Origin of the sequence: Malaciobacter marinus (assembly GCF_003544855.1) — a bacterium.
In the GTDB taxonomy this organism is placed as follows: Bacteria; Campylobacterota; Campylobacteria; order Campylobacterales; family Arcobacteraceae; genus Malaciobacter; species Malaciobacter marinus.
Window position 1 is genome coordinate 1,405,681 of the sequence record NZ_CP032101.1, and the last position, 18,854, is coordinate 1,424,534.

At 25.3% G+C, this 18,854-nt stretch carries 19 protein-coding genes; 10 read left to right on the forward strand and 9 right to left on the reverse strand.

The features are described from left to right. From icmH to AMRN_RS06995, 10 genes are all read left to right on the forward strand, one after another. Positions 1–861: a type IVB secretion system protein IcmH/DotU gene (icmH, locus tag AMRN_RS06950; RefSeq protein WP_099310203.1), complete on the forward strand. Its 861-nt coding sequence runs from the start codon at positions 1–3 to the stop codon at positions 859–861. Then, entirely contained in the window at positions 861–4,343 is a 3,483-nt protein-coding gene (gene tssM, locus AMRN_RS06955; RefSeq protein ID WP_099310204.1) for a type VI secretion system membrane subunit TssM, read from the forward strand. The genes icmH and tssM overlap by 1 nt, the downstream gene beginning before the upstream one ends. 1 nt (position 4,344) lies before the next feature. After that, the gene (locus tag AMRN_RS06960; RefSeq protein ID WP_099310205.1) at positions 4,345–5,007 is read left to right on the forward strand and encodes a PP2C family protein-serine/threonine phosphatase; all 663 of its coding nucleotides are present in this window, start codon (positions 4,345–4,347) and stop codon (positions 5,005–5,007) included. Next, positions 5,004–5,861 (forward strand): protein kinase domain-containing protein, encoded by an 858-nt coding sequence (locus tag AMRN_RS06965; protein WP_099310206.1) that lies wholly within the window; start codon positions 5,004–5,006, stop codon positions 5,859–5,861. Before AMRN_RS06960 ends, AMRN_RS06965 begins: the two co-directional genes overlap by 4 nt. A gap of 67 nt (positions 5,862–5,928) precedes the next feature. Next, the gene (locus tag AMRN_RS06970; protein ID WP_099310207.1) at positions 5,929–6,453 is read left to right on the forward strand and encodes an Hcp family type VI secretion system effector; all 525 of its coding nucleotides are present in this window, start codon (positions 5,929–5,931) and stop codon (positions 6,451–6,453) included. 99 nt (positions 6,454–6,552) lie between these two features. Next, on the forward strand, positions 6,553–9,429 hold the full coding sequence (locus AMRN_RS06975; protein ID WP_118897392.1) for a type VI secretion system Vgr family protein: 2,877 nt from the start codon (positions 6,553–6,555) through the stop codon (positions 9,427–9,429). A 1-nt stretch (position 9,430) separates the two neighbouring features. Continuing rightward, on the forward strand, positions 9,431–10,531 hold the full coding sequence (locus AMRN_RS06980) for a tetratricopeptide repeat protein (protein WP_118897394.1): 1,101 nt from the start codon (positions 9,431–9,433) through the stop codon (positions 10,529–10,531). Next, the gene (locus AMRN_RS06985) at positions 10,524–13,268 is read left to right on the forward strand and encodes a T6SS phospholipase effector Tle1-like catalytic domain-containing protein (RefSeq protein ID WP_152031932.1); all 2,745 of its coding nucleotides are present in this window, start codon (positions 10,524–10,526) and stop codon (positions 13,266–13,268) included. Before AMRN_RS06980 ends, AMRN_RS06985 begins: the two co-directional genes overlap by 8 nt. A 103-nt stretch (positions 13,269–13,371) precedes the next feature. Beyond that, positions 13,372–14,334, forward strand: a complete 963-nt coding sequence (locus AMRN_RS06990; protein WP_118897396.1) for a hypothetical protein — start codon at positions 13,372–13,374, stop codon at positions 14,332–14,334. Positions 14,335–14,347: 13 nt separating this feature from the next. Continuing rightward, complete coding sequence (locus AMRN_RS06995; protein ID WP_099311484.1) at positions 14,348–14,737, forward strand: hypothetical protein; 390 nt, start codon at positions 14,348–14,350, stop codon at positions 14,735–14,737. 194 nt (positions 14,738–14,931) lie between these two features. On the opposite strand, the gene AMRN_RS07000 is transcribed toward AMRN_RS06995, so the two are convergent. The 9 genes from AMRN_RS07000 to AMRN_RS07030 all read right to left on the reverse strand — a co-directional run bounded on the left by AMRN_RS07000 (position 14,932) and on the right by AMRN_RS07030 (position 18,854). Then, on the reverse strand, positions 14,932–15,204 hold the full coding sequence (locus AMRN_RS07000; RefSeq protein WP_099311485.1) for a hypothetical protein: 273 nt from the start codon (positions 15,202–15,204) through the stop codon (positions 14,932–14,934). 747 nt (positions 15,205–15,951) lie between these two features. Next, positions 15,952–16,347 carry a hypothetical protein gene (locus AMRN_RS07005; protein WP_099311486.1) on the reverse strand — a complete coding sequence of 132 codons (396 nt, stop codon included), beginning with the start codon at positions 16,345–16,347 and terminating at the stop codon, positions 15,952–15,954. Between the two features lie 39 nt (positions 16,348–16,386). Continuing rightward, on the reverse strand, positions 16,387–16,524 hold the full coding sequence (locus AMRN_RS14220; protein WP_165772850.1) for a hypothetical protein: 138 nt from the start codon (positions 16,522–16,524) through the stop codon (positions 16,387–16,389). After that, complete coding sequence (locus tag AMRN_RS14225) at positions 16,517–16,675, reverse strand: hypothetical protein (RefSeq protein WP_165772851.1); 159 nt, start codon at positions 16,673–16,675, stop codon at positions 16,517–16,519. Before AMRN_RS14225 ends, AMRN_RS14220 begins: the two co-directional genes overlap by 8 nt. Then, the gene (locus AMRN_RS07010; RefSeq protein WP_099311487.1) at positions 16,675–16,974 is read right to left on the reverse strand and encodes a hypothetical protein; all 300 of its coding nucleotides are present in this window, start codon (positions 16,972–16,974) and stop codon (positions 16,675–16,677) included. Before AMRN_RS07010 ends, AMRN_RS14225 begins: the two co-directional genes overlap by 1 nt. 1 nt (position 16,975) lies before the next feature. Continuing rightward, a complete protein-coding gene (locus AMRN_RS07015) occupies positions 16,976–17,566 on the reverse strand; it encodes a hypothetical protein (RefSeq protein WP_099311488.1) in 591 nt (196 codons plus the stop codon). Beyond that, positions 17,544–17,783 (reverse strand): hypothetical protein, encoded by a 240-nt coding sequence (locus tag AMRN_RS07020; protein WP_099311489.1) that lies wholly within the window; start codon positions 17,781–17,783, stop codon positions 17,544–17,546. The genes AMRN_RS07015 and AMRN_RS07020 overlap by 23 nt, the downstream gene beginning before the upstream one ends. 1 nt (position 17,784) lies before the next feature. After that, the gene (locus AMRN_RS07025) at positions 17,785–18,546 is read right to left on the reverse strand and encodes a hypothetical protein (protein ID WP_099311490.1); all 762 of its coding nucleotides are present in this window, start codon (positions 18,544–18,546) and stop codon (positions 17,785–17,787) included. Continuing rightward, on the reverse strand, positions 18,543–18,854 hold the full coding sequence (locus AMRN_RS07030; RefSeq protein ID WP_099311491.1) for a hypothetical protein: 312 nt from the start codon (positions 18,852–18,854) through the stop codon (positions 18,543–18,545). Before AMRN_RS07030 ends, AMRN_RS07025 begins: the two co-directional genes overlap by 4 nt.

An 18,854-nucleotide genomic window follows, 5' to 3' on the forward strand; every position in this document is an offset into this window, starting at 1 on the left:
ATGAGTAATAAGACTATATTAGTTACAGCAGAAGATAATGGTGGTTATATAACAAACTATACTGCTACAGATGTAGAAAAAACATATACTAAACTAAAAAATAAAGCTAGTTATTTTAAAAGAAATAGAAGTTTTAATATTAATGATTTTGAAATTAGTTTTAATCCTTTTATTAGTGCATCTATTCCTATTTTTAATTATATTTATAGCTTAGATGATTCAACTGATTATTTAGAAATAAATAAAGTAAGAGAAAACTTTGTAGATAAAATCAATCATTTTAATGATAAAGCAAATGAATTTGAAATCATTGAAACAGAGATTTTAGTTACAAGATATATATTATGTACTTTTGTTGATGAAATAGTAAATTCTACTCATTTTGGTAAACAACATGATTGGGCAAATAATAGTTTATTAAGTTTATTTCATAATGAAACATATGGAGGAGAGAACTTTTTTCATCTTTTAGATAAATTCTTAAAAACCCCTGCAAAATATATTCATATTCTTGAATTAATGTATGTTTGCTTAGCATTGGGATTTGAGGGTAAATACAGAGTAATGAATAAAGGGAAAATTGAACTAAATATATTAAAAGAGAGTCTTTTTAAGCAAATAATGATAGTGCAAGGAAGAGAACCTCTCTCTTTTTATACAAAACAAGAGGCCTCAAAACAAAAATTTAGACTTTTTGATAAGCTTTCTTATCCTTTATTAATCTTAATAATTTTTACACTATTAACTATTATATATACCACATTATCTTTTAGTTTAAATTCACAAAATAATGATTTTATGAATATATTACAAGAAGATATTAAACAGATAAATTTTATAGATACTAAGGATTTGAAATAATGAAGAAAACTATATTTAAAAATCCATATTTTTGGACTATACTAATCTCTTTTATAATATCACTTTTAATTATTTTTTTATGGCCATATTTATTTGATAGTTTAAAAAGTTTGTCAAGTAGACTTTTAGTTGCATCATCAATTTTTTCTATTACAATAATTTCTATTTTACTTATAATTGTATTTAAAAAACCAGAAACAAAAGAGGTAATTGAGCAAAAAAGAAAAGAAAAAGAGTTAGAAGATGAATTCAAAAAAATAATAAATGATAAAGTAAATGATTTAAAAACTAAGTTTAAAGAAGCAATAAAGATTATCAAAAAATCTTCACTTTATAAAAATAAAAGAAATGTAAAATATGAATTACCTTGGTATTTAATTTTAGGAGATTCTAAAGAGGGTAAAACTACTCTTATAGAGTCTTCTGGATTGAGCTTTCCATTAAATATTGATTATAAAAATAAAAGTGTTGTAGAAGAGGGAAGTAGTCAAAAATTTCAATGGTATTTTGCAGAACATTCAATCTTTATTGATGTACCAGGAAATTATATACAACTAAAAGAGAATAAAGAAGATTCTATTGTTTGGAAAAAATTTTTAGAGTTATTTGTTGAAAAAAGATGGAGAAGACCAATAAATGGAATAATTTTAACTATAAGTGTAGAAAAGATTTTAAATTATTCTGAAAAAGAGTTAGAACAGTATGCAAAAGATTTAAGAGATAGATTTGATGAACTTTCAAAAGCATTTATGTCAAGTATTCCTATATATTTAATTGTAACAAAATGTGATCAAATTTCAGGTTTTAACGAATACTTCAATGATTTAAAAGAAGATGAAAAAGATGAAATTTTAGGTATAACACTTAATGAAGATGAAAATATTGAATCAGGATTAATCAAACCAAAACTTGAAGAGTTATTAAAAAGATTAAGTAGCTCTATTTTAACTAAATTGCATTATGAATGGGAAGAAAAAAATCGTTCTAAAACTTATCTTTTTACAGATAATTTTTCTCAACTTTTTGATAAAACCACTCTTTTTATTGATATTTGTTTTGCTCAAACAAGATATAGAAAATCTTTAATGTTAAGAGGTTTATACTTTACTAGTGTATCTTGTATAGAGAATCAAAATGCATTAATATCAGAAGAACAATTAGAATATAGTAATACTAATAAAAAAGGTTTTTTTATTTACAAAATATTAAAAGATATTGTTTTCCCTGAGTCTGAAATTTTAAAAATGGATGATAACTATAAGAAAAAATTAAAGCGTAATCAAATAATAGCTTATACCTTAAGCTTTTTACTAATAGTTTTTTCTACGGTATTTATAGTTAATGATTTTATTACACATAACAATACTTTAAAAAAGTTAGAAAAGAGTTACTTAAAATATAAAATACAAAGAAATAAAACTTACAATTCTGATAGTTTTAAAGATATTGCATTAGTTTTGAATAATCTTCAAGAAATAAAACAACTAGATAAAACAAAAGTTGCTAATAATTTTTGGAATTTAATCTTTTATAAAACAGATGATAGAAGAGAGAAACTTGAAACAATATATACAAATGATTTAAAACAACTTTTATTAAAAAGAGTTGAATTAGATATTCAAACTCAGATAAAAAGAGATTTAAACGATTTTGATTTATCATGGGATAATACTAAAGCTTATGTAATGCTAAAAAGAACTGATAAGTTAGATAAAAAGTTTTTAAGATTATATATGTCTAAAAGATGGAATGAATTATATAAAAGCTATCCAAAGTTACAAAATAGTTTAAACTTTCATTGGCAAAATGTTCTTAATGCAGGCTTTAAGCCACAAAAACTAAATGATGATTTATTAAAAGTTGCTAGAAATAGACTAATGAAATTTGGATTAGATGCACTAAGTTATAAAAGTTTAAAAATAAAAATAAAGACTTTAAATTTAAAAGATTTTACTTTTTCTCAAGCTTTAATTGGAAATTTAAATGTTTTCAAAGGAAGCAATTTTAAAATTCCAGGAATGTTTACTAAAGAAGGTCATTCTTTAATGATGAAAGATGGAAAAGCATTGACTAAAGAAGTTTTAGAAAATAATTGGGTATTAGGAAGAACGGAAGAGTTAACTCAAGCTTTTATTGATGCAAATTATAAAAAAATATTAAGTTTATATTATTCAGAGTATAAAGAGCAATGGTTAAGAGCATTATCTTCTTTAAGTATCCCAAAAAAAGGAAGAATAACAGAACTTAATAATCAATTGTCAACTTTTAGTTCAGCAGATTCTCCTATATACTCTATAATTCTTGCATTAAAAGATAATACAGATATCTACACTCCTACTGAAATGCTAAAATTAAAAGCAAGTTCTAATGGAAATGTTACAAGAGCCGTTGCTGCAACAGTAGCTCCAGGACAAATTGGCAGAGCTGTCGCAAAAAATGCTTTAGATAACAATAAAGATTCAAGATTAATTGATAATAGAAGTATTAAAAACTTAAGAGAGTTCTTTAAACCTTATCATCAATTATTGGATAAAAATGAACAAGCTTTAGGACTACTTCAATCAGCTACTAAAAAATTAAACAGTGTTTACAAAACAATGGTATCTTTGGATAGCTCGGTAAACTCATCTTTTGAATCTTTTAGATTAGTAAAAGATAGAATAGAAGGAAGAATTGATCCTTTTGTAGTTTCTTATAATACATTACCTATTCATATAAAAAAATGGTATTTGCAACTTTTACAAAATAATTGGTTTTTTATTTTAAAAGAAGCAAAAGTATATTTGAATAAAAAATACAAAGAAGAGTTGTTTTTATTTTATGAAGAAAAAATAAAAAATAAATATCCTGTATCAAATACTAAAAGTGATTATATTAGGCTTGAAGATTTCAATGATTTCTTCAAAAAAGATGGAATTATTGATAACTTTTATAAAAATTACATATCACTTTTTATAAAAATAAATAAATTAAATAATAGATATTCAATTAATAATCTAGATGGAGCCTCTTTAAATATAAATAAAGTATTTATAGACTCACTTATAAAATCTTTTAAAATTAAAAAAAGTTTTTTTAGAAATAGTGGTTCTTTAGGTTTTATTTTAAGTATTAAGCCTTATGTTTTAGGTGGGAATTTATCTACGATGCAGTTAACATATAATGATGACATTTTGTATTATGAACATGGTCCTATAAAAAATAAAAATTTAATATGGCCTCCAAGTAGTTTAAATAGTGTTGTAAAGTTTGAATTATTTGATTTAAATTCACAATCAGTAGTTAGTAAATATTTAGATAATGATTGGGCAATCTTTCAAATTTTTGAAAAGTTTAAAATAAAAAAAGATTCTAATGATTCTGTTATTATTAAATATGAAGATAAAAAATATACAGGTTCTTTTTATCTAAAAGGTGAAACTAGTCAAGCATTTACTAATTATAATTATTTAAAAACATTTAAATTAGCAAAGAGTTTATAATATGTTTGAAAGTGTTTATTTTACTCACCCTGGATATGTAAGAGAATCAAATGAAGATTCATTTTTTATTGATGATAAAAATTGTATATGGATAGTTTGTGATGGAATGGGAGGTCATAATGATGGGAGTTTTGCAAGTCATTTAATTACGGATTTATTTGAAGAGTTAGTTTTAACTAACTCTTTTAGCAAAAATGTTGAGATAATTCAAAATCAATTAATAAAAGCCCATCAACTTTTACAAAAACAAATAAAAAAACCAAATAATATTATTGGAACAACGGTGGTACTTTTATATATTTATGAAAATAGGGCAGTGTGCTTTCATTGTGGAGATAGTAGATGTTATAGTTATACAAATATTCTTAAATATCACACAAAAGATCATAGTAAACTTTTAAATGGTAAGAAAGTATTGACATCTGCAATTAGTGCACCAAGTAAAAGTTTTATACTTGAAAAAAGTTCTTTTTATATTGATGAAATAAATCGTTTTTTATTATGTTCTGATGGTCTTTATGATTTTATTAGTGAAGATACAATTTCATATTTTATGAAACAAAAAGAAATAAAAAAAAGTATGGATATATTAATCTCAAATATCTTAAAAACAAAAGCTCAAGATAATATAACAGCTATTATAATAAATAAGGTATTAAAATGATGAATGACCTTTTGAAAAACATTAAAAAAACATCAAAAAAACAAGATTCACAAATAAAAAACATATTTAATAAAAGGTATGTGATAAAAGATAAAATAGCACAAGGTGGTTTGTGTGATGTTTTTTTAGTAGAAGATATATATGATTTTCATTTTAATACAAACTCAAATATTGTTATAAAACTTCCAAATGCAACTACTATAAAAAATAAAGATATCTCATCATTGCTTTTTAGTGAATATAAATTTTTAAGAGAATTAAATCATCCAAATATTGTAAAAGTATATGATTTTGGGATTGATAAAAAAACTAAAATTCCTTATTTGATTTTAGAGTATATTGAAGGGAAACTATTAAATGATATTTCGATTTTTAATATGAATAAAAGTTTAAAAATAGATATTTTCAAAACACTTTTAAATACAGTTAAATATATACATTCAAAAAATATAATACATGCTGATATTAATCCTTCAAATATAATAATTGATAATAACAATAAGATAATATTAATTGATTTTGGAATTTCTTTGAGTTGTAATAATAACTCAATTCATCTAGACTATAATAAAGTAAAAGCATATAATCCAAAATATAGTGCACCAGAAATTATAAATGGAGGAATTCCTACTGAAAAATCAGATATATATTCTACTGCAGCTATTGTTTTTGAACTTTTTACATTAAAAACACCTGTTATTAGAAATAATAAAATCATTCTTGATAATTCACATACAATTCCTTTTTATCTAAAAAAGTGGCTTAATAGGAATTTATCTGCTGATTCTTCAATAAGAACTATAAATTTCAATCAATATTATAATTTTTTTACAAATTTTTTACATTTTAACTAGTTATTTAATAATTTATTTAATTATTTAGTGTTAAAATACTTTTACAAAATTTTTATAAGGAAAGCGAATGAATAATCCAATTTTTATTTCAGTTAAAGGAAGTACTCAAGGTTTAATTACTGAGGGTGCATTTACACCAGAATCAGTTGGTAACTCTTATCAAAAAGGTCATGAGAATGAAGCTTTAATTAAAGGTTTCTCTCATGATATCAAAATACCACGAGATCCACAATCAGGTCAGCCATCAGGTCAAAGAGTTCATGAACCATTAGAAATATCTAAGATTTTTGATAAAAGTTCACCTCTTTTATATAATGCATTGACAAAAGGAGAAACTTTAACAGAAGTTGAATTAAAATGGTATAGAACAAGTTATGCTGGAAAACCAGAGCATTATTTTACTATTAAATTAGAAGATGCAGTTATTGTTGATATTGCTTCATATATGGATACAGAAGAAGGACTTGAAAAAACTCAAGTTGCTCCACTTGAAAAAGTATCTTTTGCATATAGAAAAATTACTTGGAGACATGAAACTGCAAGTACTTCTGGTGAAGATGACTGGAGAATTGGTGTAGCATTAAATGCATAGTTTATAATATGTGGAAATTAAATATTTCCACATATTTAATTTTTTGTAAAGGTTTTTTATATAATTACTTTTACAATGAATTAAAGTAAGGTTTTTTTAATGTCTCAAATAGCAAATATAAATAAAAATTTACGAAAAGAAATAACACAAAGCATAAAATCAAGAATCAAGTTGTTAAACTATAGAAGTGACCTGCCAGATATACTAAATGAAAGCTTGAGTGTATATAAACTAAATGGATATAGTAAAGTAAATAAACCTTATGAATTTGAAGTAATATTTGTAAGTGAAGAGTTTATACAAATAGAAGATATAGTAGATACAGATGTAGAACTAATAATTCAAGATGAAATAAATCCTTTAGATAAAAAAACAATATTTGGAAAAGTCTATGAAGCAAGTGAAGATAGTGTAGTAGCAAGAAAACATCTGTATAAAGTAAAAATAGTATCGCCCTTGTATTACTTAGGATTAAATAATAGATATGAGATATATCATGAAAGAAAAGTAAGTACAATTTTTAGTGAAATACTAAATAGATATAATCAACTGCTAAATATAAATGTAGATGTAAAAATAGATATAAAAAATGAAGTAACAAGAGAGTATATAACTCAATATAATCAAAGTGATTTGGAATTTCTTACAATGCTTTGTGAAGAAGAGGGATATAGCTTTATAGTAGAATACTCTTCAAATAATCCATATAATATAATTTTGTGTAACTTAAATGAACATGCAATAATAAATAGCTATAGCGCAGTAAGCCAATTTAATCATAGTAAAAAATTTAGTGCAACAAATATAATAGAAGATTATTATGATAAAAATAGACCAAGCTTAGAATATAAAGTGCAAACAGGTGCAGCAATAACTTCTAGCATAAAAGATAATCAATCAACAACTCAATTAAGAACAGATATAAAAAGAAATAATCTAAGAGATAAACTAAATGTACTTGATGAGAGCTTGTATAAAGATTTGGATAAATATAATAAAATAGAAGCAAAAAGAGAATATGTAAAATCAAATATAATATATGCAACAAGCCAAGAAGTAGTAATAAATGACTCTTTGTGTATAAAATTAGAAGATGAGGCTGCAAAAAAAGTATTTGATGTAATAGTAATAGAAGTAAAATATAATGGAATTTTTCCAAATGCATTGGATGAATATATACAAAATATAAATGAAAATAAAAAACATGAACTTGAATATGAAGTAGAATTTACTTCAATACCAAAAGATATAGAGTATGTTCCACCATATACAGTAATAAAACCAAAAATAAACTCAGTACAAACAGCAATAGTAGCAAGTAGTAATAGTAATACAAAAGAAGATGTAAATACAATAGATGTAGATGAACAAGGAAGAATAAAAGTATTGTTTCACTTTGAAGAGAATAAAACAATATCATGTTACTTAAGATACTCAAACTTCTTTGCAGGAGATAACTATGGAGCACAATTTCTGCCAAGAGTAAATAGTGAAGTAATAGTAAGCTTTGTAAATGGAGATATAGATAAACCAATAATAATAGGAAGCTTGTATAATGGTGAGAATAAAGTACCATATAACCTTCCAAAAGATAAAACAAAGAGTTATATCAAAACAAACTCAATGCCACAATATGAACATAAACAAGGATATAATGAGATACTGTTTGAAGATAAACAAGGTGAAGAGTTATTATCATTTAGAGCACAAAAGAATCTAAAAACACATGTATTAAATGATGAATATAAACATGTAGAGAATAACTCAAAACTATTAGTAGAAAATGATAAAGAAGAGACAATCCAAAAAGACTCAATTATAACAGTTGGAGAAGAAGAAAGAAAGAGTATAAAAGCAAATAAAATTTTAACTGTTGAGAAAGAATCTATTACTACTGTTAAACAAGATTGTGAAGAGCATATATTAGAAGATTTTATTACTATTGTTAAAGATGATTTAAAAACAATTGTAGAAAATAATGTGATAAAACGTATAAAAGGTACAAAAACAGAATATATAGAGCAAGATGTAAAGAAAAAATACTTACAAAATATGTTTTTACAAATTGGTAAAGATTATAGGTTAGATGTAATAAATTCATATCATTTAAAGGCTAAAACTGTAAAATACCAAGCAAAAACAATTGAATTAGAAGCAACTAATGGAATTAGTTTAAAATGTGGAGGAAATGTCTTAACAGTTGATACATCTGGAATATTTTTAAAAGCAGGAACTGTTGATACAACATCATCAAATGGTGGAGTAAGTGCAAAAGATGTACCAAAAATAGAGATACCAAAACCACTATATGAAAAAGTAAGAGTAGTGGAATTAATTCCTACAATTAAAAAACAAGATGATATAACACAAGTTTTAGAGTATGAAGCTATTGTTGAGAAGTTTTATAATGGTGTTTGGAGTAAAACTACTGATTTAACTCCTGCTCAAGAAGCTCAATTACAATGGTATTTTATAAAAAACAATGATGAAGCTGATACTGATATTTTAACAGATAATCCAACAAATGATAATATTACTATTACTGGATTAAAAATGAGTGTTTCTTTAGAAGAAGAAAATATTTATAAAGTAGGACATGCACACTGTTTTGTAAGTAATAGTGAAGAAGAGGGATATACACAAACACAACTTGTAAGATATTTAGAAGTTGAAGATATAGTTAGCTCTCATGTATCACAAGAAGAGGGTGAGTGTATAGCTGTATTAAATGTAGAAGAGCCAAGGCAAGAAGAGTTAGCGCAAATAAGATGGCAAATAGAAGATACACAAAGAGAAAAATATAATGGAAAAGAGACAATCATACATAATCTAAAAGAAGAAAAAGTTCATGAGATTAATTTCTTAGCATATATTGATGGAAAAATTCAAGATGGTGCTAATACAAGATTAACTTATGATGAAAGAAAAAATCAAAAAGTAAAGAATAATACAAAAACAAATAAACAGGAAAAATAGTATGCAAAATATAATAAAAACCCTACTAATAATATGTATAACAACAGTAGTATTAAATGCACAAGAATTAAAAAAAAGTGAATATGATATAAACCAATGCATAAAAATAGAATATACAAAAGAAGATATAAAAAAATATAAAAAACTAATACAAGAGGGTGAACTACAAGGATATAGTTGTGCAGGTATATACTATGCAAGACAAGGTAACTTTGATGAAGCAATAGATTACTTTAATAAAGGAAAAGAAAAAGGAAGTATAGAATCATATGCACAATTAGGAAGTCTATATTTAAGTTTTTTACATGATAATAAAAAAGCAGTTAAAAACTTTAAAGTAGCAGCAAATGCAGGACATGGAAAATCAGCACATAATTTAGGTGTGTATTATTATAAAAACTTTAAATATGATGAAGCATATAAATGGTTTATGAAATCATATGAAACAGGAGATTTAAATTCACTATTATCAATTGGATTGATGTATGATCAACAAAAAAAGTATACAGAATCAATAAAGATATATAAAAAAGTTGGAGAATTGGGTGAACCAGAGGGATATCGTAGTTTAGGAATTTTATTTATAAAAAATAAAGATGTAAAAGATGATAAAAAAGGAATAAAGTATTTAAAGAAATGTTATGAAATGGGATATGGATTATGTGCAGCAGGACTTGGCACATACTATGAGGAAAATAAGAAAGATTACAAAAAAGCAGAAGACTGGTATAAAAAGGGATTTGAACTTAAAAATGAAGAATCAATAAATAGATTAGGTTTTATGTATTTAAAAGATATAAATAATCCTAAAAAAGCAATTTATTGGTTTAAAGAAGGATATAATAAAATTAATTGTGAAAGTTGTGCTTTTGAAGTAGGAAATATATATGCGAAGAATTTTAAAGAGTATAATAGAGCTATAAAATGGTACAAATTTAGTGCTTTACAAAATGATTTAGATTCAATATTTAATATAGCATATACATATGAAAATGACTTAAAAGATAAGAAAAATGCAATTATTTGGTATAAAAAAGCTGCAAAACTTGGTGATAATGGAGCAAAAAGAAGACTAGAAAAATTAGGAGTATCATATGAGTAATGATATAACTAAAGGAAATGCATTTCATAAAGAGGGTGAAGTAGTACACTTAAATGAATTTTGTACCAAAGAGAATGAAGCAATAGAAGAAGATATAAAAACTAGAATAGCTTATATGGTTATATCAAATGAAGATATAAAAGAGTTATTGAATTCAACTGATGATAAACAAATAATCTTAGATAAAGTAATAGAAGAATATAAACCTTATTTGATAAAAGCTGTAGAAAAAGAGAGTACTAAAAATAATAAACCCTTAATTTTCGATGATTTACGTGGTGTAAATGAAGAGATAATTGATAAAAAATTGGTAAAACTTTGTACCACTCAATTGTATAACTCAAAATCTTATGGAAGTGTATTAAAAGCAAAAAAGTATCACCATGCATATAAAAAAGTACTGCAAAAAAATCTAAAAGAAAATCTTGAAAAGAAAAGTACTTCTGCTTTGACTTTTACTAAAGATAGTTGTAATGAAATTATAAAAAAAGAAGTAAATAAAACTTCAAAAAAATTAAATAAAAATGAACAAGCATATATAGTACTATCTATGCCATATGTTTATAATATAAAAGATGGTTCTAAAACAAAAGAGTTAGAACTAATATCTTATGAAGAGAAAATAATAGCCTCTTTTATGCCTGAGTTAATAATCGAATATGGAGTATTTTTTGATGGAACAAATAATAATATATATAATATAGATTTTTATAAAAACTTTATGGAGTTTTTAAAAGAGCCTGCAAAAGATATAGAAGATAAAATAAAAAATAGAGATGGCTTAAGACGTTCAAAAGATGAATTAGAAACATTAGATAAAAAAACTATTCAATACCACATACTATTAACTGATAACCCAGAGTTTACAAAAAAAACAAAAAAAATAATTATAAATCAAATGAACAACGCTTCAATAAGATATTTTGATAATAAATCGGTTTTTATTGTAGGCAAGGATGAAATTATAACTACTAAAAAAGCAGAAAAAGATTCAAAAAAAGTATTTGATTATTTACTTGATGTAAAAAATAGTAAAAAAGATGCCCAAGAAAAAACTATTTCTGATTATATAATAAAAGAAATACTTCCAGATGATAATGAAGATAGTAGCTTTACAAATGGTGAAACAAACATAAGTAGATTATATGAATTATATGATGGAGATGATGTAAAGAAAAACAAAGATGCTCTTCCAAATACTAGATTTAAACTTTATGAAAGTGGTTCTGGAACTTTTAATCCTTTTATACAAAAAGATTATGAAGATGACTCTGTAGTTGGACTGGGTCTTGGAATGGGAGAGAGTGGAGTAATAGCACATTGTCTATACTCTTGTATAAAAATGGTTGAACAATTAAGAAAAGATTCAATAACTTATATGGATGAACTAGTTTTAGATGTATTTGGATTTAGTAGAGGTTCTACTAGTGCAAGACATTTTATTTGTACACTTTTGAAAAATACACAATTAGTAAAAAATGAAAAAAGAGAATATACAATAAAAACAAAAGATAGTAAAGATATTTTTTATGAATTTTTTGGAAGTAATGGTTATGTAAGAATTGGAAGTAAGACTATTTTTAATCCACTTAGAACAGATATAGAGTATATTAATCCAAATAACAATAATCATAGAGTTTATAATCCTTTTTATAAAGAAAAAGAGATAACAATTGAATCAATCTCTTTTAGATTTGCAGGATTGTTTGATACAGTAACACATTATGGAATTATGCAATCAAATGATTCTGATGATTTAAATATAAACTTTTTTGAAAATGATAATAATAAAAAAGTAGGGCATGTAGTTCATCTAATGGCAGATGATGAGTTTAGATATAACTTTGAAGCATACTCTATCTTTACAAATATAAATAAGCACTATTATAAAGAAAGTACAGAAAAAAGAGAAGATGGTGGTGCAAGATTTGAAGAGTTTTATGTTCCTGGAGCACATGCAGATGTAGGAGGGGGATATAATGAAGAAAATGAATTGGTTTATCTTGGTGATTTTATAATAGAAGAAAAAAAACTACCTGATTACTTAAGAAAAAATATACAAAAGTGGAATAATAAATATAATTGGTTAAAAAATAATGCATTAATACAAAAAGATTCAAAAAAAGAAATAAAAGAAATGAAAGAAAAACAAAAAGAAAGAGAAAGTGAAATAGAGAAATTAAAAAAAGAACTAGAAAAAGAAAATAAATCAAAAAATGAGAAAGAGAAACTAAAAGATGATATTGAAAAATTGGAAAATAAAGAAGGTTTTTATTACTATATAAAAAATGTATATAATTTAAATACAAGAGAAGATATTTGGGGAAACTCTTCAAATTGGGAATATCATTTACATTTATATATGTATAAACCAAAAGTATCAAATAAATATGAACATGTAGCTATGAGATTAATGTATGATAAAGCTATATATGTAGATTCAAAAACACAAAAAAATAGAAAAGATGAGTTTGAGATGGTTCCTTTTGGTAAATTTGATCATAGTTTTAAAGATGATGAAACTTTAAAAGAAACATATAAAGCACTTAAAGAGCACAAAGTTTTAAAAAAAGAGAATACAAAAATATATAAAGAGTTAAAAAACAACTATTTACACCACTCTTCACAAGTTGGAAACTTTGTAAATAAACCTTCAAATGAGAAAAAAGATGAATATGAGCTATATGGAAAGAGAGTTATTTATTCTACTGAGGGCAAAGAGTTTACTAGAGGGTGATAAGTATTTATTAAAATCGAGATTATAATAAGGATATTTATTATTTTAAACTAATATTAACTATTATTTTGTAATAATGATAAAAATTATCAAAGGTAGTTTAATGAGTATAAATATATATAGCAGTATTTATGAAAAATTAATCGATTCTAATAACAATTTAAGTGTAGATGGTTTGTTAGCAGAATATAAAATAACTCCTGGGCAATTAAAAACTATTCTAGTAAAAATAAAAGAAAATGAATACTTAGCTAAAGAAAAATCTATTATTGAAATCTTTTTAGATGAATTAAAAGATTATAATGAAGAAGAAATAGAAGTACTATTGAAAAAAAAGAATCAAACCATTAATAAAAAAGAAAATCATAACAAAAATATTGAATATTTAAAAAAAATACTGTCAAGTATTAAATGTTCTTTTATTAACAATATAGACAAACTAATAATACTATTTAAAAATAAAAGATATATTATAAAAAAGAAAAATTATATTATTGTAGGTAGTGTTTTCACGGTAGTATTTTTAGGCCTATTGACTTTTTTCACTATCCCTAATAATGATAAAATAACTGATGAAGTAAAAATTAAAACTACTAATAATAAGCCTTTTGATAATAAAACTATTGAAAATGCACTTACTCTTAAGCAAGTAGAAAAAGTACAATTAAAAGAAGAAAAATCATTACAAAATAATGAAATAGACACTAAACTAGATAATATTAAAATAATAAAAAACATTGAAAATGATACAATAACTGCAATAATAGAATTAAATCAACAAAATCAAATAAACCCAATATCTTCTATAGAAAAAGAAAAAAAGATAAAAAAAGAAGAAGAGGGCGATTTAATAAAATCTAAAAAGACAACTATTTTTAAAATTAGAGATAATTTAGCACAAATAAAAAAACATTTAATGTATGAAAATAATATGATTAAATATAAGAATAAATATTATAAAGAAAATGATATTTTAGAAGGATACAAAGTTTTTAAAATAACACCTGTGTATGTCAAGTTTGAGGATATAAATAAAAAAATTAGAAAAAGAGTACTTTTAAATTAAATAAAGGAGCATAATGCATAAAAAAATAGTTATTTCTACGACAATAGTATTTACCATGCTATTTACAGGTTGTAATGCTACAAAGCAAGAAAGTGTAGAGACACCTAAAAAGAAAGAAGAAAAACAAGTAAATTTAGATGAACTGTACAAAATTGATAAAGAAAAAGGTTATACATTTTTTAAAATGCAAACAAACCCAATTGAAGTTTTTGTTTATGATGGAGACTATAAACAAACAAATATGTTAAATGATACAAAAATAAAAAGTTCTTTTTATTTAAAGGGAAGATTACTTAGAATAGAAAAAGTATATAAAACAAAATTTGATGATCATTATGGAAAAATATCAAAAAAAGGTTTATTTGTATCAATGGATGATTTATCTATGTATGATAGTAAATAGCAATGAAGCTATTTACTATTAGATTTAGGGTATTTTAATAAAGCATATGTTATAGTTTGGAAATTATAGTAACCATTTTCAGCTACATTTAAGTGATAACACTATAAAATTAATTTACAAACAAACACAAAAACCTTTCGTCGGGTTGTTTAAATCTCAAAGAAAAACTGCAATTTTTCTTTGGGGCGTTTGTATTACTTTTTATTTCTATTCATTCCTAGAAAATTAATTAAATCCTCATCATCTAAGTTTAACAAAACTTTCTTTAAAACATCGCTTCTTTTGACTCCATAAAGCTTTTTTATCACTTTAGATTTTCGCTGTATTCTGTCAACTTCCCACGCTTTGAAAGTAAGTGTTATACCTATATTTTTCTTGGCATTGTTTAGTTTTCTTGACCTTTCTATCTCTTTTTCTTTTAGATATCTAAGTCTTTCATCTTGACTAGAAAAATTTAACTCGTCCATTTTAACAACCTTAAACTTTATTCAATCTTAAAATATTTTAAATTTATGACTATTTTATAACATTATTGTGAATTAAAAGTGTAGCAAAATAAATTTAATATAACCTAGGTTCTTAGAGAATATAACCTAGGTTCTTAGAGAATATAACCTAGGTTCTTAGAGAAACTCCTATTACTATGTAATAAGTAAGAATAAAAAAGAAATCTAATGACTAAGTAAAAAGGTTAACATAAGGCTAACATTATTTCAAGAATTAACATGTAATGAAACAAAAAGGAGAAACGCACCCCTTAGGGGTTGCTTACTCCCTCGCTTGCGCTCGGTCGCGTCCTAATACATTCGCTTGGGCTCACTCCTTAGGACGGTTAAAAGGTGTTCGCCCATGGCTCACATTGTTTGAACACTGCGCCCAGGGGCTTGTGTGAGAAAGGATATTTATGCTCCATGCGTCGCAAAATCGGGATTTTTTGAGGGCTAAAGCCCAATATTGTGTTTGCTAAAGCAAACTTTTTTAAGATTGTATCTTCTAGGGAAGATATGAAAAAACTTCATATCTTCTCTATATGGCTTTTTTAAACTAAAGGTTAGTATTGATATTAATTAGGATAGTTTTAAAGAAATAGAGCCATTTCTGTTCGATTGTGAGTATATTTCAAATAGTTTTTTATTCCATATTGTTTATGTTTGAGATTTTTAAAAAAGTAGGGCGGAAAAATTATAGTTTTTTTTACCCGCGCCCCGCCAGATTTATTCTTTTAAACTGTTTATAGTTTCTTTTGCTTCTTTTGTAGTTTGAATTACTGCATTATCAATCTTAATATCTTCTCTTGTTAATGCCTTACATTCGCCTTTTGCTTGTTTTATAGTGTAGATTAGTTGTAGGCTTTTCGCTCTTTCTCTAAGCATAATTTCCTCTTCTTCATCTGCGCTATAGATACCAAGTGTCATAACTTTACCAACAACATTTTTAGCAAGATTTTTATTTTCTTCATTGCTTAATTGTGTTCTTATCTCTTTGATTTCGTGAATAAGTGCTTCACAACTCATCGCATAGTCTGTTGCTTCAACTGTTGCAATTGGTTGTTTTGCACAACCAATCATAACAGTTGCTGCAGTTATAGCTATAAAAATATTTTTCTTCATTTTGCTCCTTTTAAGCAGCAATTTTATAGAAAAATTGTTTTATTTCTTTTTAAATGCAACAGCTAAGGCGATTAAACCTAAGCCAATTAGAATATTTGTAGATATTTTATCTATACTTTTGTTTAATTCTTGCGCGTGTGCTTTAGCTGGAGCTTCTAAGTCTAAGTTATCAAACATTTTTAGCCTTTAAATTTTTTATTTCTGCTTCATGCACTTTTACGATTGTTTTTAAATCATGCAAGTTGTTTGAGATATCTTTTAAATATTTTATCCCATAAAGAAAGCATACTTCCCAATTATTGGTTATTAGTGTTAAAATGTCTTCCATTATGCAACCTTTTTATATGCAAATAGTGCAGCCGCACCAATTGCAATTAAAGGTAAATATTTAAAAGCTTTTGAAGCGTTTTTAATGCCATTTCCCGCATTTGTAAAAACAGAATCAATCTGTAAAAATGTGTTTGAAGCTTCATCTTTTAAAGCATTTTCCCAATAGTCAAATTTTTGACTATTTGTAAACTTATAATCTGTGTATAACTCTAAGTTAGGATTATAAGTCGGGTCTTTTGCTTCTAAAGTTTCTATTTCTCCATCTTCATTTATGGTCGTCCATCTTGATTTAAACATATTAGCCAACCATATTTGGATTATTATCTTTAAATACTGCGTATTCCATTGCATTGTAATATTTACTTTGTGTTGTTGCACCTAAAACAGAATTGAAATATTTTTTATAATATTGCCATCTTCCAATTTTTGTCTTAGGTATTGCGGCCGGTACTCTAAAATATAATAGTCTTGCAAATACGATAGATGTCATCGGTGATTTTCTTAGGTCTGTATATTGTACTTTTGCAATATCTACACCTAAAAAATTTTTAATTTTTTGTCTAAGCTCTTTGAATATGTTTGCCATAAAATGGTTTTTAACATCTGTAAAAGTAGGGCGGTCAAATTGTGTTAAACCCTCGCCATATTCCTTTGAATAATCCGTGGCTTTTCCATTCCTAGACTCTACGGCAATCGTTTCAGCCAATAAAAGCTTTGCTTCTTGTTCTGTTTTAGGCGATATTACTTTGCATGCCATTGTAATTTTAGCCATTATCTCTAAATCGCCACCAATAAGCCCGTAAAATTTGTATTCTTTTGAGTGCATTTTTACACCTCCCAAAATTAGACCTAAAGCCAAAAGGGCTTTAAGCTTGTTTTGTTGCTTCATCTTGAAGCACCTCTTTAAAGTCTAAATCCTCTAAAACTGCGCCTTTGTAAGGCTCAATGATTTTTACTACTTTGTAATTAGTTGGAGGATTTTCAAATCTTAATTCAAAAACAGGATAACCGTTTTCATCTTTTGCAATTTGTACTTGCTGTATATCAACAGCAACTTCATTTTGTTTTAAAAGTTTCTCTATTTCTTCTCTTTGATTTTTTGTCATTTTATACCTTTTTATATCTTTTTATTAATGTAATATCTAACTTTAATCTATCATTCTCATAAAGTTTACTAAATACCTGCAGTCTTTTATTCTTTGTGTTTTTGAGTATTATATTTTTACTTATATCTTTGTGTTGTACATCTAAACCTGTAGCACAATAATTAGTAGTATTTACATAAACACCTTGTAACATAACATCAATTGTAAAGCCTCTTAAATAAAAATTTGACATTGTACTTCTAGGACAAATAAAAATCTCAACTTCATCGCAATCTAAAATAGTACTAATATATTCAACTCTAGAGGTTAAAGTAACAGAAATGTAACTATACTTATCTTTATTAGTGTCTAATGGATGAAAAATCTTATCTAATGCACTTAGTAGAGCAGGGCTAAAATTTTGAACATTTTGCAAATCTTGAACATTTTGCAAATTATTTAAATTGTTTATTTCTCCTATTTTGTTTACTTGTGGGCTTGGTAATATTTCAAAGTTATCACTTCTTGAACTTTGCCCAAATACTAACATTCCATTTTCAACTGCATTACAATTTACATAAATTTCTGTTACATTGCTTGTCTTTAATGCAAAGTTTTCTTTTATTGGTATTTCGTCCGCTTGGTTACTTCCTAATCGAACAGTAACATTAGCACCAGCTGGAGCGCTAAGTAAAATTAAATAATTTCTACCACCTGAGATTGGAAAGTTATTTATTTTTTCGCTTATTGGTACTCTTGCTATGTTATAGTCAACTGTACTCATTTTTTTCCTTTCTTTAAATGTTTATAGATGTAAGAACTACCAATTATTACCGTTAGTAAGGCTAATTGGTTTCTTGTTTTTTCATCTTTAAAAAATTCTTGTGCTTGTTTTTGTTTTTCTAAATCAAGACCAGCTTTTGCTAAAACTGCTTTTAGCTTTGTAGTTTCGATAATTGCTTCTTTTTCTTCTAAAGAGCCATCTTTTATTGCTTTAGCAATCTCTTCCGTGTCTATTTCTACATTTGTAACTGGTTTTACATCTATTGTATTGTAAGTGTAGTTTTTAGAACTACTTCCACCGCCACCCAT